The 21,066-nt window shown below is 50.6% G+C and carries 17 protein-coding genes; 8 read left to right on the top strand and 9 right to left on the bottom strand.

Annotated elements, in window-relative coordinates:
- On the bottom strand, nucleotides 1-682 hold a 682-nt coding region (locus IQ268_RS18630), incomplete at its 3' end, for a hypothetical protein (RefSeq protein WP_193882322.1).
- 104 nt (nucleotides 683-786) lie between these two features.
- On the opposite strand from IQ268_RS18630, the gene IQ268_RS18625 reads away from it, so the two are divergent.
- Nucleotides 787-1,005: a hypothetical protein gene (locus IQ268_RS18625; protein ID WP_193882319.1), complete on the top strand. Its 219-nt coding sequence runs from the start codon at nucleotides 787-789 to the stop codon at nucleotides 1,003-1,005.
- A 38-nt stretch (nucleotides 1,006-1,043) separates the two neighbouring features.
- Here IQ268_RS18625 and IQ268_RS18620 read toward each other — a convergent pair whose 3' ends face one another.
- The 3 genes from IQ268_RS18620 to IQ268_RS18610 all read right to left on the bottom strand — a co-directional run bounded on the left by IQ268_RS18620 (nucleotide 1,044) and on the right by IQ268_RS18610 (nucleotide 6,538).
- A complete protein-coding gene (locus IQ268_RS18620; RefSeq protein WP_193882316.1) occupies nucleotides 1,044-2,615 on the bottom strand; it encodes an HlyD family efflux transporter periplasmic adaptor subunit in 1,572 nt (523 codons plus the stop codon).
- Between the two features lie 195 nt (nucleotides 2,616-2,810).
- Complete coding sequence (locus IQ268_RS18615) at nucleotides 2,811-5,789, bottom strand: peptidase domain-containing ABC transporter (protein WP_193882313.1); 2,979 nt, start codon at nucleotides 5,787-5,789, stop codon at nucleotides 2,811-2,813.
- The gene (locus IQ268_RS18610) at nucleotides 5,786-6,538 is read right to left on the bottom strand and encodes a peptidylprolyl isomerase (protein ID WP_193882310.1); all 753 of its coding nucleotides are present in this window, start codon (nucleotides 6,536-6,538) and stop codon (nucleotides 5,786-5,788) included. Before IQ268_RS18610 ends, IQ268_RS18615 begins: the two co-directional genes overlap by 4 nt.
- 660 nt (nucleotides 6,539-7,198) lie before the next feature.
- Between IQ268_RS18610 and IQ268_RS18605 the strand changes: the two genes are divergently transcribed.
- Complete coding sequence (locus tag IQ268_RS18605) at nucleotides 7,199-8,035, top strand: metallophosphoesterase (protein ID WP_193882307.1); 837 nt, start codon at nucleotides 7,199-7,201, stop codon at nucleotides 8,033-8,035.
- A 60-nt stretch (nucleotides 8,036-8,095) separates the two neighbouring features.
- Here IQ268_RS18605 and IQ268_RS18600 read toward each other — a convergent pair whose 3' ends face one another.
- From IQ268_RS18600 to IQ268_RS18590, 3 genes are all read right to left on the bottom strand, one after another.
- Nucleotides 8,096-11,770, bottom strand: a complete 3,675-nt coding sequence (locus tag IQ268_RS18600; protein ID WP_193882304.1) for a PAS domain S-box protein — start codon at nucleotides 11,768-11,770, stop codon at nucleotides 8,096-8,098.
- 917 nt (nucleotides 11,771-12,687) lie between these two features.
- A complete protein-coding gene (locus IQ268_RS18595) occupies nucleotides 12,688-12,897 on the bottom strand; it encodes a hypothetical protein (RefSeq protein ID WP_193882301.1) in 210 nt (69 codons plus the stop codon).
- Nucleotides 12,898-13,032: 135 nt separating this feature from the next.
- Complete coding sequence (locus IQ268_RS18590; protein WP_193882299.1) at nucleotides 13,033-13,254, bottom strand: DUF2949 domain-containing protein; 222 nt, start codon at nucleotides 13,252-13,254, stop codon at nucleotides 13,033-13,035.
- Nucleotides 13,255-13,998: 744 nt separating this feature from the next.
- Between IQ268_RS18590 and IQ268_RS18585 the strand changes: the two genes are divergently transcribed.
- The 4 genes from IQ268_RS18585 to IQ268_RS18570 all read left to right on the top strand — a co-directional run bounded on the left by IQ268_RS18585 (nucleotide 13,999) and on the right by IQ268_RS18570 (nucleotide 16,765).
- Nucleotides 13,999-14,379, top strand: coding sequence for a helix-turn-helix domain-containing protein (locus IQ268_RS18585; protein WP_193882296.1), 381 nt, complete (start codon nucleotides 13,999-14,001; stop codon nucleotides 14,377-14,379).
- 138 nt (nucleotides 14,380-14,517) lie between these two features.
- Nucleotides 14,518-15,036: a hypothetical protein gene (locus IQ268_RS18580; protein WP_193882293.1), complete on the top strand. Its 519-nt coding sequence runs from the start codon at nucleotides 14,518-14,520 to the stop codon at nucleotides 15,034-15,036.
- Nucleotides 15,037-15,147: 111 nt separating this feature from the next.
- Entirely contained in the window at nucleotides 15,148-15,861 is a 714-nt protein-coding gene (locus tag IQ268_RS18575; protein ID WP_193882290.1) for a DUF1995 family protein, read from the top strand.
- 148 nt (nucleotides 15,862-16,009) lie between these two features.
- Complete coding sequence (locus IQ268_RS18570) at nucleotides 16,010-16,765, top strand: metallophosphoesterase (protein WP_339383376.1); 756 nt, start codon at nucleotides 16,010-16,012, stop codon at nucleotides 16,763-16,765.
- Between the two features lie 96 nt (nucleotides 16,766-16,861).
- Here the strand turns inward: IQ268_RS18570 and IQ268_RS18565 are convergent, their stop codons facing one another.
- A complete protein-coding gene (locus IQ268_RS18565) occupies nucleotides 16,862-17,707 on the bottom strand; it encodes a M48 family metallopeptidase (protein ID WP_193882287.1) in 846 nt (281 codons plus the stop codon).
- 286 nt (nucleotides 17,708-17,993) lie between these two features.
- Between IQ268_RS18565 and IQ268_RS18560 the strand changes: the two genes are divergently transcribed.
- Nucleotides 17,994-19,202, top strand: coding sequence for a cysteine desulfurase family protein (locus tag IQ268_RS18560; protein WP_193882284.1), 1,209 nt, complete (start codon nucleotides 17,994-17,996; stop codon nucleotides 19,200-19,202).
- 95 nt (nucleotides 19,203-19,297) lie between these two features.
- Here IQ268_RS18560 and IQ268_RS18555 read toward each other — a convergent pair whose 3' ends face one another.
- Nucleotides 19,298-20,320: a hypothetical protein gene (locus IQ268_RS18555; protein WP_193882281.1), complete on the bottom strand. Its 1,023-nt coding sequence runs from the start codon at nucleotides 20,318-20,320 to the stop codon at nucleotides 19,298-19,300.
- Between the two features lie 153 nt (nucleotides 20,321-20,473).
- Between IQ268_RS18555 and IQ268_RS18550 the strand changes: the two genes are divergently transcribed.
- Nucleotides 20,474-20,971: an HNH endonuclease gene (locus IQ268_RS18550; protein WP_193882279.1), complete on the top strand. Its 498-nt coding sequence runs from the start codon at nucleotides 20,474-20,476 to the stop codon at nucleotides 20,969-20,971.
- Nucleotides 20,972-21,066 lie beyond the last annotated feature (95 nt).

The raw sequence follows: 21,066 nt of genomic DNA, 5'->3' as shown, positions 1-21,066 counted from the left end.
GAGTTGGATTAGGATTCGGGGTTGGGGTTGGGGTCGGAGTTGGATTAGGATTCGGGGTTGGAGTCGGAGTTGGGCTTGGCGGGGGTGGTTGCACAACGACAGAAGGCGCTGTTCCAGTAAGCTTACTGCTGCCTTCACGATTACCCGCTGTGCCGACGCTCGTTGCCCGTACACCAAAGCTCTGGCTCAAAAACTGAGCCAGCGTGATGTTAGCCGTTTTGTGCGACACCGTAAACATGGTGGATTGAATGTCATCTTTGCCGATGCCTGACGTGCCAATTTCCAGGCCAATATCAAACGGGTTGATGCCACCCCCTCCATTCAGGTTGTTGTCACCACCAGTAGACGTGACACCATTCGCCTTGATGACCGTCTTTGTGATATCCGACCCAGTAATTTCTAAACCCTTGAGCAGTGATTCATCTCCCATACCGAAGAAAATGCCCCGGATATCGGCAAGGTTTACAGATTTGTCAACATCTACCCTAACTTGAACCTTGCTCAGACCTGAGTCTGCCATGATATCGTCTAGCGTAAAGTTGAGCTGAGCCGACGACCCAGTAAAAGGAGACACACTAAACGACATGCTGGCTGCATCGGCAGGTGCAGCTATTGACGAAGCAAGAGCTAGGCTGGCTAGCAAAGCAGAGGGCAGGAGAGCCTCTGGAAAGAATTTCTTCATTACTCAAACACCTGTCGAGAGATAAAACAGTTCAACAACATGTATCAAATCGTACCCATACTTCTCTCGTTAAATAGCTTTATCTCTCTTGCTTCAGACGATCTTTGACTAATGCGATTTTGTATCAAATTTGTCAGTGGATGTACGGCCAGGTGTTTTTCTACTGCCATGTAGTGCGGCTCAAAGCGAACGATGTTCTTCAGTTCCATCTATTTGTTGTAAAGCTCTCGCCAATGACGGAACCGATAAAAAGAGCGATCGCCCTTCTTCCATTTGGAACCTGGAAAAGCGATCGCTCTTTATCAAATGTGAAACTTCAATGAAGTTCTCAACCAAACTGCCGATCTGGAATAGAGAACGGTTATCGAGTTGTCTTCAAACTTTCGACTTTGCGGGAGAAGAGGTCGGTAAAGATACTCATCACACTGCGCTTCCGCACCAGGATGTTGGTGCTGATGGACATTCCAGATTGGAGGGATACATCTCGACCATTCACATCCAGGCTTTGAGAATCGAGCCTCACCTTGGCAGGAAAGGTGTAGAAAGGCATTTCCTGGGTGGGTGGCAGGGCATCGGAACCGACCCAAATCAGTTCTCCCTTGATGTCGCCAAATTCGCTAAAGGGGAAGGAGTCGATCCGCACATCAACATCCATACCTTCCCGCAGAAAGCCAATATCCTTGTTGGTCACAAACACTCGTGCCACCAGCGAGTCGGAGGGCACAATTTTCAGGATAGGTTCAGTGGTATTGGCAACAAATCCAGGGCCTCTAGCCTGCAAATCAAACACAACTCCATCCGTGGGTGCCCGTAATTCCTGGTATCCCAGGGTGACATTCGCCTGACTCAACTGAGATTCGATCTCGGAAATTTGCTTGTCGTTTTCGACAACGGCTTTGTTTAACTGGCTGTCTAGTTCCGAGATGCGCTTGTCATTGACGGCTACTCTATCCAACAGATCGTTGCTGGTGAGGGCAACGGCGTTTTGGTAGCGTGCCTGTGCCTGGTTGATGGCGTATTGAATGCGCTCACGCTCCTCAGACAATCGATCGACATCGGCTTGTCCCGTGAGCACTTCTTGCTCTTGCCGCAGGAGCTGAACCCGAGCGATCGCTCCCTCTTCTACCACGGGGCGAATATTGTCTGCAATGTTGCGATCGATGGCAACTTTTTGTTGCGCTGCACGTAACTCAGACTGAGCTTGCTCAAGCTGCTGCCTGAGCTGAGACACCTCAAGTTCTGCCGCCGCAATTTGCGAACTGGAAGCCAGCATTCCCGATTCAAAGCGCTGGCGCTGCTCTAAAGTGAGCGGAATACCTGCCGTAGAACCGTTCAACTGGGCTCGATACATGCTGTTTTCAGCGACCAGCGCGGCACGGCTAGCCGTTAACGACAACATTTCTGGCGGGAGGTTTAGCTGCCGGATGCTCTCTTGATCGACCGCGCTGCCCGACAGTTGGCTGCGATAAAACTGGTTTTCTTGCACTAGCGAGGTTCGGATTTGCTCAAGCGATCGCTGCTGCGCTTCGGTTGCTCTGGGATCAAAGCGAATCAACACATCACCTTTGCGGACGCGTTCGCCATCCCGCACCATAATTTGTTGCACTACTCCCCCAACCGGAGCCTGGACTTCTTGCACAGAGCCTTGCGGTTCAAGCTTGCCAGTAGCTGGAATGGCTTCTTCAATTTGAGCAACGGATGCCCAAACCACAACAAAGCTAGCCACGCCAACAATGCCCCAAACAATCGCCCGCGACCAGAGAGAAGTCTGCTGCAAAACAACAGGCTGATCGAACACTTCATTACGAACTATCTTGCTGGCCGACGACGGTTCAGCCGTCGTTTCAATTTGCCCTGAGCCATCGACCGGAGCCAGTGGTGCTGGCTTCTTGGCGGCACCGTTTCGTCCATTTCGCGCGGAAGTCAGTTTCATAGCTTTAGAGGATGAGATTTGAGTGTGGGTAATGAAGGGGCTGGAGCGATCGAAGCGTATCCATTTTCAATGCTGATCAACACTGATCACATGCAATTTTTAAGGAATGCAATGAGTTTTGTTCGATTGCTGAATGTGTGCCCCGTCGGTTTGTTGGTAGTAATTAATGCCAGTCCTGATCGTAGTGTCTCTGCCCTACAGTTGCGCTTCCTGTTGTTGATAGAGGCAATAGTAGCGGCCTCTCAGTGCCATCAGTTCCGAATGGGTGCCCAACTCAACAACTGAACCTTTATCCATCAGCACAATCATATCGGCATTTTTGATGGTGCTGAGCCGATGGGTAATGAAGAAAACGGTGCGATCGCGAAAGGCATCGGCCAGGTTGAGGCAAACTCGCCGCTCCGAATCATAATCTAGCGCACTGGTAGCTTCATCTAAAATTAACATGCGTGGATTTTGCAAGACGGTACGGGCGATCGCGATCCGCTGCCGTTGGCCTCCAGAAAGCGACGAACCACGTTCACCCACTCTAGTGTTATAGCCGTTGGGCAATCCCATCACAAAATCGTGGGCAGCAGCAATCTGAGCCGCGCGAATAATTTCTTCGGCTGTCGCTTCAGGGCAGGTTAAGGCAATGTTCTCTTGCACCGTACCGTCGAACAAGAGCGTGTCTTGCGGCACAATCCCAATCTGCTGACGCAGTGAGTAAAGCTCGACTTTGCTGATGTCATAACCATCAATTAAGATGCGCCCATTTTCCAGATCGTATAAACGGGGCAACAGCTTCATTAATGTACTCTTACCGGAACCGCTCAGCCCCACAATGCCGACAAACGAACCGGATGGAACCTCCAGGTTGACATTGTTTAGCTGATAAGGTCCCGCTGTACCAAAGCGGAAGGTAACATCTTCAAAGCTAACGGAGCCATCAACCGCTGGCATAGGAATATTGAGGCGATCGACCTCATCGGCTTCAGGCGTCGCATCAATGATGTCGCTTAACCGTTCGATCGACAATCCAACTTCCTGGAAGTTTTGCCAGAGCTGTGCCAGCCGCAATAGAGGGCTAGTAACATATCCCGCAATAATTCGAAATGCAATAAGCTGTCCTAGCGTCAGTTGGCCTTGCAGCACCAGATAAGCCCCCACCCAAAGCACGAGCAAACCCGACAACTGGTTCAGGAAATTACTGGTTGACCCAGCCGTAGTAGACGTGAGAACCGTCTTAAACCCAGAGCTAACGTAACGAGCATAGCGCTGCTGCCACTGCCAACGGGCACGCAGTTCCATATTCTGCGCTTTTACCGTCTGAATTCCAGATACCACTTCCACCAAATAGGATTGGGTTTCGGCATTTCGCTCGGCCTTGGTTCGTAGCTGAGTGCGGATGAGAGGCGACGCAACGACAGCCAACAACACAAAGAAGGGAATCGTTGCCAGTGCCACTAGCGTTAGCAGCCAACTATAGACAAACATAACCACAATGTAGATGACCGAGAAAACGGCATCCAGCACCACGGTTAAAGCCGTTCCTGTGAGAAACTGGCGAATATTCTCTAGCTCGTTAATGCGAGTTGCAAGTTCACCCACCGGACGACGTTCAAAGTAGCGCAGCGGCAACCGCAGCAGGTGGTCAATAATTTCTGACCCCAGCGCCATATCAATCCGGTTGGTGGTATCAACAAACAGGTACGTTCGCAAACTGGTTAACACGGCTTCGAAGACGGCCAGCACCAGCAGGAAGAATCCCAGAATTTGTAGCGTATCCACGCTGTTCTGCACAATAACCTTGTCAATGATCACCTGGATCATCAAGGGGTTAGCCAGGGCAAACAGTTGAACGAAAAATGAGGCAACGAAGACCTCGATCAACACCTTACGATGGCGCTGTAAGGCTGGCAAAAACCATTTGAGGCTGAAGCGCGACTTGGGCGTTTGCTTGGTCGCTGTCACCATCAGCACTTCGCCCTGCTGACCCCAGGTTTCGGCAAATTCAGCCGGAGGTTGGCGTAAGATACCCACTTCTGGTGCCGCGATCACCAGTTCTCGTTCTGTAGCGCTGTAGAGGATGGCCGGATGAGCCTGCCACATCACCATTGCCGGAGTTTCTAACCGGGCGATCGCACTAGCTGGCACCATCACCAGTTGAGCGCTCAACCCCATGAACTCCGCCACAGCTCCGCATAAATCTAGCGATAACCCGCCGCTGCGCTCCATCTGGTTCACTAAAATGCGCTGCACCACATCCCGACGGAAGGGCATGTCGAAGTGTTGTGAGAGCATCTGGAAGCAGGCGATCGCCGAGTTGACATCGCCCTGCCCCCGCACAAACGGAAATTTTTGTGGTTGCGCCTGCTGTTGAGCGCTTTTAAACCGAGATGCACCTTGAGGTGGGCGATCGGGCGCATAGGGAATATCAACGGTTGACGTTTCAACATCGGGTGTATCAACCCCCATCGTGCCGATGACAGGCTGGGTTACTTCCTTCGGAAACCCAATGATGCGAGCAGGCTGGTTACCCGTGACTTCAATAAAACTAGCCGCCGCGTCTGACTGCACTGGGCTACCGGGAGACACTCCGGCAACGCTCCCTCCCCCACTCAACAACCAAAGCCGTTGGCTCTCCAGTTGGTTGGTTGGCGTTTTTCCGGGAGGCAAGTTGCAAATTACCGCTTCAGACTGCGCCTTTAGCGTTAGTTCCTTTAAATCAACATTGCCGATCGCCTGCCGATGCAACTCCGCTCCTAATAGGTCAAAGACCTCAATAGGAGAAACCTGATTGTAGAAGAACTCTGAAATTTGGGGTTCAGTTTCCATCAGCGTCAAGAAGTCACTGATGGGCAACGTTAGCCCGATCGTTTCGTTGGAGGCGATCGCCGTCTCGCAGGGAATGCCGCGCACCGTGCCAACCCAACCCAGAATAGCGCCAGACTTCATCAGATGAAGCGTCACCGGCTTCTGCGTCCGAGGGTCGTAGCCCAGCAGGCGCGCCTGTCCTTCATACAAAATAGTCAATTGGGCAGGCAGTTGATCCCGCACCAAAATGGCCTGTCCCATTCGGTAACGCAGCAACTGCACTTGTTCAGTCAGTTTATCCAAAACGTCGGATGAAAGCTGATCAAATGGGGCGCATTGGGAGAGAAATTCGTGAACTTTCGATTTGGTGTAGGTCATGGGGCGGAGGGGGTGGTAGAACCAGTCGGAACCATTGCGTTAATTTGAGACAGTTGCTCTTGGAGCCAGACATTGAAGCATTCGTGCAACAACCGCTGTCGCATGGCATCGTCTAGCTGGGCTGGGACAAACTTTTCTAGACGCACAATCACCAACCATTCGCCGACCCGAGTAGGAGGGCAAAGCTGTCCGGGTTGAGTGATAGAGAGCATCTGTGCCAGAGTTGGGTGGGGAACACTCAACTCAACCGGGCCAATCAGCCCGTCTGTCTGAGCTTCGGGGCCTTGTGAATAAGCGCGTGCCAATTCGGCAAACGACTGTTCTCCTTCCAAAATACGGAAGTAGAGTTCTTGGGCGATGCCTAAATCTTGCGTCCGAATCAAAGAGTAGATGACCTTATCGAGCTTGCCTTTACGGCTCAGAAAATAGGACTCAAGCTTGGGTCCCCAGGTTGCCTGCTTAAACTTTTCGATTCGCAAACTGCGGGTAGCCCAATCTTCTTGCTGCTTCGGAGTCATCCCATTACGATTCAGCCATGCTTGGCGATCGGCATCTGATGTGATTTGGTTTTGGGCATAAAACTGTTGACAAGCCGTTTCAACTTCATCTGGGCTGCACTCAATCTCGGCGATCGCTTGATCGATCAAAAGTTCCTGAAGTAGATGTGGCAACATCTGATAGCCTGCCAGCAGCGGCAGAATTTCTTCAGCCGTGACAGTTCGCTCACCCACCCGTAAAACTACAGCCATCTCACCAGATCTCTACAAATATTTTTCGTTAACTTCACGTTTAACTTGCCCTGATTCCGTAGACATACTCTCAAGAAATACTCGGAAATTCATGAAGGTTAAGAAAATCTTCCGACCGTGAAATCACGCTCAAGAACCGCAAGTTAAGGACAACTAGCACTCAAGCCTTATGGTGACGAAAGTTGCGCGGTTCGCATACGGCTTGTATAGAAAATTGACAATAGTAAATTTACAAGGGAAATGGCAACCTCTCGTTGCAATTTTTGGAAAAGGTTTGCAAAGCTGAATCATGAAGACAGTTTGGCAATAGGTTCAGGGCTGGAGCATTACCGTTATGTCATCTAATTAGCGTTAGCGCTCTGCGCTATTCAAGCGACACCTGACATGTGGGCATATTCGCATCCAAACGAGCGTAGCAGCCTACCGACAGTGATACCAATGAATTGGCCTGAAGATCTCAGTTACCCGCCAATTAGAATCAAAACCATACAGTTAGCGGCTCAAAATAAAGAACTGATGAACTCTTAACAGCGGTGGCACCCCTCTTTCCGGAACATTTATAAGTTGCTTTAAGTGTCGTATAGGCGACATAACTCCCCAGGTCACGGAACGACTTTGATAAGCTGAGGGTGCTGCTTCTGGGAAGAGAACCTCAGCGTCATGCACAGGGTATTGTCAGGGCCATTAAGTGTTGAAACGTTAACTGTTGACATTGCAGGATTGCCTAGCCGCCTAAATGGCACAAAACTGGTTCAACTCTCAGATTTGCATTTTGATGGGTTACGGTTATCCGAAGCATTACTAGCCGAGGCGATCGCCACCTGCAACGATCGCCACCCCGATCTAGTTGTTCTGACGGGAGATTATGTGACGGATGACCCACAACCCATCCACGAATTGGCGCTTCGGCTCAAACATCTTCAAAGTCGATATGGTACGTATGCCGTGTTGGGCAACCATGATATTTACCCCCACGGCGCTAAGGAGATCGTGATCAACGCAATGACGAGAGCGGGAATTCATGTCCTGTGGAATCAAATTGCTTACCCGCTGGGTTCCGAGCTAGCTGTTGTTGGCCTTGCAGATTTCTGGTCGCCAGAATTTAACCCGGCACCCGTGATGAACCAGCTCGATTCGGCTACGCCTCGACTGGTGCTATCCCATAATCCTGATACAACGCTGAGGCTGCAACCGTGGCGTGTTGACCTTCAGCTATCTGGACATACCCACGGTGGGCAAATCGTTATTCCAGGATTGGGGCCTATTCCCACCTGGTATCAAGCGTGCCGTCGTTGGGTACCGAAGCTGTTGCGTCCCTGGGTTCCATACATGCGGGAAGACTGCTATAAGGTTGTGAAGCATTGGCAGTGGGCACAGGGCTTCTATCAAGTAGGCAGCAATCGCTTATATGTCAATCGCGGTTTGGGCACCTTTTTACCCGGACGGCTGTTTTGTCCGCCAGAGGTGACGGTCATCACTTTGCAGTCATCACCTTAGGTTGTCGCCCGGTCTTCAGGGGGCAGCAAGCTGTACCGTTCGGGGTAAAGCTCTCATCGGCTACTCTACGGTTGGATGGCTGGGCAGTTCTAGAGCGGGAAAATGCAAAATGAAGTGGGTTTCTCGATCGCCACTCTCCACGCGAATCGTGGCATTGAGCCGTTCTACCAGTTTTTTAACCAAAGCCAATCCCAAACCGGTTCCACTGTGTCTCCAGGGGTCGCTATGGGGAATACGATAAAACTTCTCAAAGATGCGATCGCGTTCCGCTACTGGAATGTCTACGCCCGAATTACTAACCTGAAGTTCTAGTCCGGTTGCGTTGACCCACGCGGCGATCGCAATCCTTTCACCGGGCGGCGTATATTTGCAGGCATTCGTCAGCAGTTCTGTAATAATCCGTTCTAAGTAGCCTAAATCGGTGACTATCGGCGGCAAATCAGACGGGATGTTGAGCGTTAGCTGCTGTTGCTGATGGTTGACTCGTGCAACGAATGGTTCCAGGGCACGCAGTATCCAGACAGATGGACTCAGAATCGCCAGACTTAACGGCTCATTGTCTGTATCCAATCCGGTTAAGTCGAGCAAGTCGTTGATCAGGCTAATTTCTCGCTGACATTCATCTTTTAAGATCTGAAAATAGCGAGAGAGCCGATGAAAAGAGGCCGTTTGTGAAATAGGGGAAACCGCTAGCTGGGTCGATTGGTTCAAAATTTGCTGGGTTAATTGAGACGGTCGCTCGTTCTGATCCTGATTAAACAGAATAATCTCTAGCATCTGAGTCGCCATTTTGATGCTAGACATCGGCGTTCGCAGCTCATGGGAAATCGTACTTAAGAAACTATCCTTTAAGCGATTTAACTGTTCTAGTTCTTCAACCTGAGCTTGTGTTGCTTGAAACAGGCGGGACTGACGGATGGCGATCGCACATTGGTTAGCAACTTGCTGCACCAGCCGGACATCCTGCCCACAAAACTCGTAAGACCGAGCGTGAATTAGCCATAAATCTCCCAAACTGCCCTGGTCATCAAAAATAGGGCACGCCAGGATGGCAGTTTGGCCGCCTGTGGGGTTTAACTCGTTGGAGCAAAATTGGAAGTACTGGCCTGCTAGCAACTGACGATAGCCTTGCGGAACATTTTCCATCGGCACGACCAGTCCCCGATGGGACGGTGCATCACCTGTTGTGTACTCATAGCAAATGGTAGAAACTTGGCGCTCTAAGTCATACAATCCGGCATTACACGTGTTAACGCCAATGACAATGGCGAGTTCTTCAACGGCAGACTGTAAGATTTGGGCTTCGTCTAAACTGTCTCGGACTCGGTCTGTGATGCGCTTCAACGTAGCCTCACAGTCGAATGCCTGTTGTAGTTGAGTCGTGCGCTCTTGCACCTGCTCTTCTAAATTGAGATTAAGCTGCTGCATCTGCTGATACAGCTCTGATTGGTGGATCGCGATCGCCACCTGAGTTGCCAACTGTTCCAACAGTGAAATTTCATACTCTTGCCAATCTCGCGGTGCCGAGCATTGGTGGGCTGCCAAAACGCTCAACACCCGCCCGTTTTGCAGCATCGGTACCGTCAACATCGCCTGCACTTGATAGTGCATTAGGTATTCAAAGGTGGAGACCGACAGAAGTGGATCGGCTTGAATGTTGGAGATTGAGTGAGTGCCTTGACACCAATCATTGGTTTCCAGGTGTTGCAACCACGGCGTTTTGACACTCGCCCCCAGCATAGGCTGATACTCTGGACTAACCGCTTCAGAGGCGATCGTTGCCTCTCCTTGAGGCTGAAGACGAAGCAACACCACTCGATCAACGTGCAGCAACGTCCTGACCTCTTCAACAGTGGTCGTCAGAATCTGGTTTAAGTCCAACGACTCGCGCACCCGCTGGGCGATCGCCGCCATAAAGCGCTCTCGTTCGATGGCTTGCTGTTCTCGCGCTAAGGCTCGTTGCAGGGCACGCTCGGCTCTTTGACGTTCAGTGAGTTCTAGCTGCAACCGCTGATGTTGTGCCGCTTGATGAATGGCGATCGCTAGCTGATGGCTGATTTGCTGCAATAGATCGGCTTCGTCGGGTTGCCACCGACGATGATGTGAGCAGGCATGAACAATAAGCAACCCCCACACCCTGGAAGACGAATCAGCCATCGTCTGAATGATGGGAGCCACCACCTTAGACTTCACACCAACTGACTGCATAAACTCTGCCATGCAAGCAGCCCAGTCGTCTGCCATGAGATCTGGCACAATGTGGGGCTGTCCCTGGCGATACTGCTCACAGCAGACTTTGAGGAAACGCTCATCCATCCAAACCCGATCAATAATAGATGGATAGCCTGGTGTAACCGACTCTTCGATCACAACGGCTGACCCATCTAAATTAAGGCGAAGAATGACAGCACGATCGGCCTGGAGCGTTTGGCAAACTTCTAATACAGCGGTCGCTAAAATTTGATCTAAATCGAGAGACTGGCGAATGCGCTGAGTAATGACCCGCAATAACCGTTCTCGCTCAGCTTGTTGCCACAAAACCGTTTCTGCCCGCTTGCGATCGTTAATATCTTCACAAACAACGACCGTGTATTGAATCGTGCCATCTTCAGCTCGAATCAGGGAAACCGTGATACAAGCCCAAACGATAGCGCTATCTTTGCGAATGTAGCGCTTGTCAATGGTGTAACTGGAAATCTGTCCAGCGATAAGCGAGGCATACAGGTTAGCATCTGTTTCAAGATCATCTGGGTAGGTGAATTCAGAGAAATGCATCCCAATCAGCTCTTGCCGAGAATAACCCAGAAACCGACAGTCTGCCTCATTTGCCGCTAAAACATGTCCGGCTCGATCGACTAAGGCAATCCCCACTGATACATTTTCAAAAATTGAGCGAAACCGTTCTTCACTTTGCTTTAGAGCAAACTCGGCTTGCTTCAGTCGAGTGATGTCGAGAATCGTAGTTAGAACACAACGCTCGCCGTTCACTTCTATCACTTCCAGGCAAACCAACCCTTCTCGCACTTCGCCTGCCTGGGTTTGGAATTGAACCTCTAGATCAGTAACCGTTCCAAACTGCTCGAGCTGTTGTAAAATCGTGGCGCGATCGACAACAAATCGCCCAATTCCCATCTCCACTACTGTGTGGCCTAGCACCTCATTCCGCTGGTAGCCAAACATCTGGCACCAGGTTTCGTTGACATCCAGCAGTCGCCCTTCAGGAAAGGTGCTGATGCTGCTGCCAATCGGATTGGCTCGAAATACCTTAGAAAAGCGTTCTTCACTTCGCCGCAGGGCTATCTCGATCTGCTTGCGCTCTGTAATGTCTGTAATGACGGCATAGTACCCCTGAACCTGAAGGCGATCGCCAAAATCAGGAACCAACATTGCACTGATAAATCGACGGCCTAACCGCTGGTAACACACTTCCGATTCATACTGCACAGGCTGGCCGGCCAGGGCTTGCTCGACATATGGCCGCACAGAAGCATAAGCCATTTCACCAATGACCTCCTGAAGCAGCTTGCCCTGAATCTCAGTCTGGCCGAAACCAAACCACGTTTCATAGGTGCGATTTACCAAACGGTAGCGTTGTTCAGCATCTACATAGGAAATGCACAGAGGCAGGGCATCAATGAGCAGTTGTGATAGCCCTTCATTCGTTTGCAGTAGTGCTCCAATATATCTCTGGTTCTTGATACCAGCGTGCCTGGTGAGGCATCGCAGACCTGTCAAAAAAAAATGCTTCAGTGTCCTCAGGAGCATGGGAAGGAAAGGTCATCCAACAAGATAGAGTGCGAAAATCAAACACATGTCGATAAATACGTCGAACTAAGAGCGTGTTTATAACGGATTCACTGTTCTGCATCGCTTCAAGTTCCCAACCTTGAAGGAAAGGGAGTTGATTGTCTAGAATCAATTCTGCAAGCCTGATTTCTCTGTTTGCTCTTTAAGAGAATGGTTAACAGTGCTGATGGTCACTCGAACCGCCCCCTTTTCTAATTGGCCGCAGGCGCTAAACCCCAATGTTGCAGGACTTTGAACCAGAATCGGCTCGGCAATTCCCAGGGTTGGGAAATTTGGGGAGCAAATGCAGCCCATGCGATGCGTTTAAAACAACCTCTAAGGAATACAACGGTAAAGTCGTGCCTCTATTTGCTACAGAAACTAATTTTTCTCATCAAGATTGGGACTTCTAAACCATTTCTGTTTCAAAGTTCCCAAAAAGCCTGAGGATCTAGAGAAGGGTTCGCGTTGCGTTTAGCCCCTGCAAAGCCTCTCCTGGGAGATTGTTTGTCCTGGCAGATGTTCTGCACTTGCCCTAAATCCCTAATGTTGGGGATTCCGGGTCGCTTCTATTTCAAAGGCGCTCAGCAGGGGGATTTGGCGAGCAGTTCGACTGACAACCAGCGTCTTACAAACCTCCTCTAAGAAACTGGCAGAAAAAAGCGGTTTGACTGATTTGTGTTCAGCAACATTAGATTGGGCAGCCCAATACAGTTACTAAGCATGGGGCGCAGCATAAACGCTCATGTTCTCTATATCCGTCACTGGCTAACTCATCTAATGCTATTTAGTAACTGATATCAGACAACATCACTGAGTAATACTACGGATCTTTAATAGGAAGATAATCTTGAGCTAAACGGGCATTACCGCACAGAGGTGTAGACGAGATCGTTTGCACCCCTGCTATCGGGCAACGCCACACCGCCTCCAAATTCATCCATGCAATTCGGCAACGCCTGATCCAGATGGCGTTGCCCACCAACTAGCGCAGTGGAGGCGTTGCATCGCATGACAAGCCTTTGTAAAGCCACAGTGAACTTTTGATATAGCTTTAGCACAACTCCTAAAGCCATACCTGTAGAAAATACGTACCCAGGCCATCAAAATTTCTAGCCGCGGAACACAAAAGGACGCTTGCCAATAACACAGTTGGCTGGAAGCGTATTCATACTGTAATTCAGCAACGCCTATCAAACCAATGAATTAGTTCAGGAACCAGGGGTTGGTAACTCAGGTGACCAGGCTTTTTCTAGCCAATCAAAAATTTGGTCAAGCTGCTCTAGCGTCACTAAGCCATACTGCCACAAAATGATTGGCAACAAATTAGGAGCCTGCTCTTCATGACGCAAAGCAACTGCAATCGATGCTTGTGGAATTGCTAATTCCTCTTGAAGAAACCGAACCAAACGAGCCTTAAGTGTAGCCTTCATAGGCGGGTTGCCCTACTGAAGAGGTGTATTTAGGGTAATAGGTTTGCACTAATCGCACCTCATCCTAATGGTTGACCTGACCGGATGAGCAAAAAAGTACAGAATGTGAATGACAACTACAGAAATAGTTGAGGGCGTTTCTTAATGTTTTGAACAATCATTAATCATCTAATCATCTGCATCTGTTGCATTCGTTTGACTATCAGAACCTGTTCGTATCGATTCGGATGAAGCCCCCTCATAAACTAACCGCAGCCAACAGAACATTTGTACCATGAAACGGTTCTTATCAATCTGAGAGTTTGTTTACTTTAATGTGTCGTGCTGCTCCAGCAGGAGACGCAGATCACAGATTAATCGTTTTGATTAGCTAGCTGTCATGGTGCGATCGCCAACTCTACCGAGTCAGACGACTCGACAGGGTGCCGTTTGCAATCCACCTGGAACTGTCGCAGTAAACATCCAATTTGGGCAACATGCCGATGGAACGCGTCGAAAGGCCAGATCTTTATCCCCTGAACCAGAAGCAAGAGCTAATCGCAGTTTGGTGAGGTAGAACAAGACTTGAGCTACCAGCCAGATGACTGTACGAAGCAGTTTGGTGTGATGTTGGTGCCCGGTTGCCAGTAATTTCTCTGGCTATGATCGCTGGGATACTGTCCAATCAACCAGTAAATACTACAAGGTGAATACCCGCAACGGGTGCGTGTTCGTCTAAATCTTCGAAAACTCCCCAAGCTTGTTATGAATCAGCCCGACTGCCAAACCGAGATCTTCAAGGCAAACTGTCCAACTCAGCATGTGCTGGACGCGATCGCCGATAAGTGGAGCGTGATTGTGATCTATGCGCTCTTATGCAGCGGTACTCAACGATATAACGAGTTGCAACGGCAGATTGGCGGCATTTCGCAAAAGATGTTGACTCAAACGCTCCGCAACCTGGAACGCAACGGACTAGTGCATCGTCAGGCGTATCCTGTTGTACCACCCAAGGTAGAATATTCTCTCACTCCCCTGGGGGAGACCATCACGGAGCCGTTAGAAGCTCTATGCCATTGGGCAATGCTGCATTTTCCAGAGGTGGAGATAGCACGCACTCGGTACAATGCAACTGTTCAAGACTAGCCGTGGAATAGAAAGCGTCTCCCCTGCTTGAGTTCAACCTTCCTGAGTACCATCGCTTCAGGCAAACCGGTTATTGCCCTCGGTGGCTGGTATTGTTGAAATAGGGGTTGAGGACTAACTCTAAATCGTATTGCCAGCATGAACTACGTCATTGCCGTATTGCCCGATCAAACACAGGCAGAAGCCGCACGTACCGCTTTAGCACAGGAAAATCTGCCCGCTGAGAACATTAATATTGTGGGCAAAGGGTTTAAGCACCTCGATGACTATGAATTTCTAGATCCAAAGCAAAAGTCTCGGCGGCAGGCATTTCGGATGAGCTACTGGCTCATTCCTTTTGGCTTTCTATCGGGATATGCCTTTAACGTACAAACGGGGTACGAGTTGATTTCCTGGGCTGGAGTCACTGGCAACCACATCATTGGTGGCTTGTTGGGAGCGATCGGTGGTGCTATGGGCAGTTTCTTTATTGGTGGTGGTTTTCTCAACTTTGGTTCGGATACCAACAATGCCCCTTCTTACTCCGATCGCCTCAAAGAAGGTAAATATGTGGTCGTTGTCAGCGGCCCACCGAATCTAACCAACAAGGCCACACGTATCCTCCGCCAATATCAACCTGATCATCTTCAAACCCTGGTGAGTCCGTCTCAGGTTTAACGGCTCTTTAAACTAAACCTGTCAGGCTGTGGACGTTAGACTTTAGACTTGAAGTAGCACTCAAGCTGTCATGTGTCGTCTTCGATCTGCTGTCTGGCAATCTCTACCCCTATGACTCAACTGCCCCAAAACCTGGACGATGCGGTTGTCCAAGCGCGTGAAGCAACAAAAGCGGCGATCGCGGACGGGTACACGCGGCTACAAATTGAACTGGTTTTTCCAGAACTGAAGGTGATGCCGCTTGCCCAGCAATTTTTGCCCACCTTCGAGCAATTTGGCGATCAGTTTCGCGTTTTTTTTCCAGATGCCGGGGCGGCAGCCTTAGCTCGTCGCGATTGGGGCGACACGCCATTCCCGATGCGGGGCATTGGCGAGTTAAAGGCAAAAATTCAGCCCGATGAGCAGGCGTTTTTGTTTGTTGAACCATCGGCCGTAGAAGTGCCCCAGGTTGAACAATTGTGTGAAGAGGCTCAAGATCGTCCGGCGGTGCTATTCAACCCGCGCCTGGAAGAGGTCGCTTTGATTGGTATCGGTTATGCTGGAAGACAGTTGAGAGAACGTTTTCTCAATACATTTGAATCGTGCTATTACATTAGACCACTGGATGGGGCAGTGCTATATCGATGCTACCCGTCCCCCTGGCAGGTTTGGATTGAAAAGGGTGAAGCGTACGAACTGATTGCCGAGGAGCCAAAGAAGCCCGTTGGGGAAGCGCTCGATCAGATTTTGATGAGAGCAACAAACTCTGACGACATGTCGTCTAAAGCACCACGTAGAGGACTACTATCGGGGTTACAGCAGTTTCTGCGAGCCTTGAGTCAATAAACCTCCTGATACGTCAAACAGGTGATAGTAACGGTCGCTTGTGGTGGGCATACTGATGAGATGTTCTATTACGGGTTAATTCTGCTCTACGTATCTCAACATCTTTTTCTATCGTTGTGCTGATTTGTAGCGAGAGGGTTCGGTAAGCGTGACTAGGGATCGTCGTATTTTTATCGGTGACGTACATGGTCATTACGACGGGTTGATGAGGTTGTTAGAGGCGATCGCACCAGGCTCTAATGACAAAATCTACTTCTTGGGTGACCTGATCGATCGCGGCCCTAAGAGCGCTCAGGTGGTTAGCTTTGTGCAAGAGTCGGGGCATACTTCCATTCTGGGCAACCATGAACAGCTCCTGCTGGAAGCGTTTCCCAACAACAAGGTTCACCCGCCTTCGTTGCAAGCCTGGTTAAACAGCGGCGGCCAAGCAACGGTGCTGAGCTACGGCAAGCCCGAAATGCTGATTGAACACCTCGACTGGATTCGATCGCTTCCCACCCATTTAGACCTGGGAGACATCTGGTTAGCGCACGCTGGGGTTCATCCTGGTTTGCCCATTAGCGCCCAGACAGCCCACGAATACTGCTGGATTCGAAACGAGTTTCATAGCATTACTCAACCCTATTTCCCAGACAAGCTCATCATTACAGGTCACACCATCACCTTTACCCTTCCAGACGTTCCTCCAGGGTTATTGGCACTGGGGAAAGGTTGGCTCGACATCGACACAGGCGCTTATCATCCCAAGAGCGGCTGGCTAACCGGGTTAGACATCACCAACCGCAAAGTCTACCAGGTCAACGTGTTCAAGGACTGCATTCGGACAATGCCGCTGGGAAAGGCCGTAGCCAAGGTGGAACCATCACGGGTTAACGGTCATCGCCGTCAACTGCTTCAGCTTTAGGACATGTTAAATATTCACACACAGTAAAAGAGACGCGATCGATCGCGTCTCTTTTGCTAAAGGCTCTTTTTGGCGACCGTCTCTAGAAGCACCGACTTATAGCAAGGGTTGAATGCGGTTGCGATAGGCGGTATTGTCGAGGCCATCACCGTTGTTAGCCGTACTGGAACTGATTCTGGCTTGCAGGGCTTCGATCCGATCGGTTGTCGCAGGGTGAGTGCTCAGGAACGTTGGCACCGAGCCTTGCCTGACCAACTTCTGCATAAACGCAACCATCGCGGATGGCGCATATCCAGCATTCGTCAGAGTCGCCAGTCCTTTTTGATCCGCTTCGAACTCGTCCTGGCGGCTGTTGGGACGGTTCAGTGCCAGTTCTACTCCAATATTGACAGCGGCACTGCGATCTAAGCCGGCGGCTGAAGCCACACCGCTGGCGATCGCTCGCTGGCGCATTTGTTGAACGGCATGACGGGACGCAATGTGACCGATTTCGTGCGCCATTACACTGGCTAACTGAGCTTCATTGTCTGCCGTTTTCATCAACCCAGTGGTGACGTAGACATAGCCTCCCATAGTGGCAAAGGCGTTGACCGCGTTATCATTGACCACTTGAAAGGTATAGGGAATATTAGGGCGATCGCTGGCAGGAACGAGCCGTTGCCCGATTTGATCAACGTACTGATTAATGCTCGAATCACGATAAGGACGGAACTGCCGACTGAGAAGCTGGTCATTGATCTGCCGACCTAGCGACACTTCCTGGCTGTCAGACATTGACGCAAGCTGAATAACTTGAATGCCACGGAAGAGCAAGTCGAGCCACGGAAGAGCTTGGGATGAGCTTGGCGTACCTAGAATCAGCCCTAGCGCAACGAGGGTAGAAACCAGGCCATAGACCCAGCGGCGACGAATATGGGCGATCGTGCGGGAAAGACTAAACATAGATTAAAACACGAAGCGTAGTCGAATTGAGAAGGCGGTGTTACGGAAATAGACGGAACCAACGTGCTTAATGTTGCAATCCTTAAGATGCCCAACCCAAACCAAGAAAAGGTAAAAGCAGCGGCTCATCATTATTTCTCTGAGTCAACGACCTCTATAGAACTATCATAGGCATTGCTTCACGATGCGTTTCCCACCATAGGTTAAGAGAGATCCTGCCATTTCACTAGTCTCTCAGCGAGTTGGGGTTATATGCTGAGAAAGCAGGTCTGTTGGTTGCTCCTCTATGCAAATCTATTTGGATTACAGCGCGACAACGCCCGCCCGTCCAGAGGCGATCGCCCTGATGCAGCATGTCCTCACCGAGCAGTGGGGCAATCCCTCAAGCCTGCATCAGTGGGGACAGCGTGCTGCAACCGTGTTGGAGCTGGCTAGAAGCCAGGTAGCCGATCTCATTAATGCTCCGCCAGACTCTGTTGTGTTTACGTCTGGCGGCACAGAGTCAGACAACCTTGCCATCATTGGTATAGCGCGGCAGTACAGCACCCCACAACATTTGATCATTTCTAGTGTCGAGCATTCTGCCATTGCCGAACCCGCTGGCCTGTTGGAACAGTGGGGGTGGGAGGTCACCCGTCTATCGGTTAACAACCAGGGGAGAATTAATCCCGATGACCTGGCGGCATCTATTCGGCCTAACACCGTTTTGGTGTCTGTAATTTATGGTCAAAGCGAGGTTGGAACACTTCAGCCGATTGAAGCCCTGGGAAGCATTGCCCGCCATCATGGCATTTTGTTTCATACTGATGCGGTGCAGGTGGCGGGGCGGTTGCCCATTGATGTGCAGCAGTTGCCAGTGGATTTGCTGTCGCTCTCAAGCCATAAGCTATATGGGCCTCAAGGATCTGGGGCGTTATATGTCCGTCCTGGTGTGAGGATCGTGCCTCTGCTGGGTGGCGGTGGTCAGGAAGCTAAACTGCGCTCTGGAACACAGGCGATCGCCACCATTGCTGGGTTTGGAATTGCCGCAGAGCTAGCGGCTCAAGAGCTTTCCACAGAAACGCCACGCCTGATTCAACTACGCGATCGCCTGTTTGATCGGTTAGCAGATGTCCCTGAGTTGCTGCCAACGGGCGATCGGCTGCATCGTTTGCCGCACCACGTCAGTTTTTCCCTGCGCCATGCCGATGGCGCACGGCTCAGCGGCAAAACGTTGGTACGGCAGATGAACCTGGCAGGCATTGCCATTAGTGCTGGTTCAGCGTGTCATAGCGGCAAACTGTCACCTAGCCCCGTTCTGTCCGCTATGGGGTATAGCGATCGCGCTGCCAAAACCGGAATTCGCCTCACATTAGGGCACCACACCACCGAAGCCGATATCGACTGGACAGCGCTCGTCCTGAAACAAATCCTGGGGCGGCTCTGTCCTGAACTGGTCTTATCTCAAGTGAACGAGCATGGGAAAGCGGAGGGGCGATCAAAATTCAGGAAATAGAGCTAGAGAAGCGCATCTTCACTCTTTTTTGATCCACTCCACCGCGTCCCGTGCCATCAGCCATTCTTTAATTCCAATTCAATCAGCATTGCCGATTAAACACCCTCTGAAACGAACTCAATTCTGCCGTCTGGCAGGAACTGTACACGCTTTGGATCGGACAGTCCACCAATAAAATGCCCTGCATCATCTTCCCAATGGAAGCCAAAATACAGCGGATTTGGATCGGTTTCCGGATCGAGCAGCTTGCCGCAATACAACCCCGATGACAGTATCCGAGCGGGTTCCAGTAGTGGAGGAAACTCTTTTGTATCCAGAGGAACCGGATCAGAAAACATATAGTAGGAGCCAGATAAACATTCCTCAGGAGCCATCCGCTCGTAGCGAACGCGAGACGAATCTCCAGATCCGGCGCAAAACAGCAGATAGAGACGCTTGTGGGTTTCCGTTCTACGCCAGAAGACCTGGGGCACTTCCAGTTGATAGAAATCGTCGGACTCAACCAAAACTTTAGGCTCAGTATCCCAATGCTCTAAATCGTCGGACGTAACATAAACGACGACACCACCTGCACCTCCATTGTCCTGCATTCGTCGGGCACAGATAAAGGCGTAAAATTTGCCATCGTCTCCTTTGACTATCTGAGGGTCACGCCATGCTACTCCGTCGAACCCGCTTCCCGCTCCGGGATTTAAGATTAGCGGCTTGGGGTGCGATCGCGTCCATTGGTGGAGGTCAGGAGAAACAGCCAGACCAATCTGTTGAGGCCGCTGCCGCTGATGGGGCGTCCACTCTAGAGGGTCATCCCAACAACGACTGGTGTAAAAGAGGTAGTACAACTGGTTGGCAGGGTTTTGAATAACACTGCCTGTCCAAATGGACAAATTGTCCCATGCACCGGGTTCGTTACTCTTCTCCAGGGCTGGCTGGCTTACACTCAGCTCTCGCCAGCCGTGCGGTGTAAGCACAGCATGACCCACAGAAGCGCGATCGTGCCGTTGTTCTGGATCATAGTGGCACTCAACCCGACAGGCTTGTAAATAGAACAGATGCAGTTCAGCGTCTTTTCGAGCAAACCAAAAATCCCAAAAATACTTACTGTGAGGGAACCAGGGCATGTCACATCCTTGTGTAGGCTAAAACATCATGGCTAACGGTTATAGCTTGCCCAATCCTTCACCTGCCACTCCATTGCCCCGATCTCGCTAAGTCTTCGTATTCCGTGCCACATATGTTACAATCCATGAAACTCTTCTTCTTGAAAAGCATCAATGGGCAAGGTTCTGGTGCTGAATGCTTCCTACGAACCGCTCAACATTACTAGCTGGCGTCGAGCAGTGGTTTTGTTGATTAAAGGAAAGGCAGAGCAGGTTGAGCACAACGGCAAGCTGATCTACGCTGAATTGCCCCTTCCAACTGTGATTCGGCTACGTCACTACGTCCGGGTTCCCTACAAAGAAATTCCTCTGACCCGCCGAAACATACTGCATCGTGACGGCCATTCCTGTCAATACTGTAGCTACAGTGGTGATGAACTAACGCTGGATCATGTAGTGCCGCGATCGCGCGGTGGTGGCGATTCCTGGGAGAACATTGTTACCGCCTGTGTCCGTTGCAACGTCAAGAAGGGAAATCGAACCCCCAAAGAAGCCAACATGACGCTGCGCCATCCCCCCCATCAACCCTACAGCGGTCTTTACTTCGAAGTGGCAAAGCACATCAAAAGCGGCTTACATCAAGAATGGCAAAAGTACGTCATTGGGATCTGAAGATGGAACCGTTAGCTTTCATCCGATTTGGGTAGCATCGCCCGTTCCTAAAGAAGGTATCGTTGTTTAACCCCGTGTGGTTGAATGCAGAAATC

Source organism: Oculatella sp. LEGE 06141 (assembly GCF_015207605.1).
In the GTDB taxonomy this organism is placed as follows: domain Bacteria; phylum Cyanobacteriota; class Cyanobacteriia; order Elainellales; family Elainellaceae; genus Oculatella.
The sequence above is the reverse complement of the archived record's forward strand: the minus strand, read 5'-3'. Positions and strand labels throughout refer to the sequence as shown.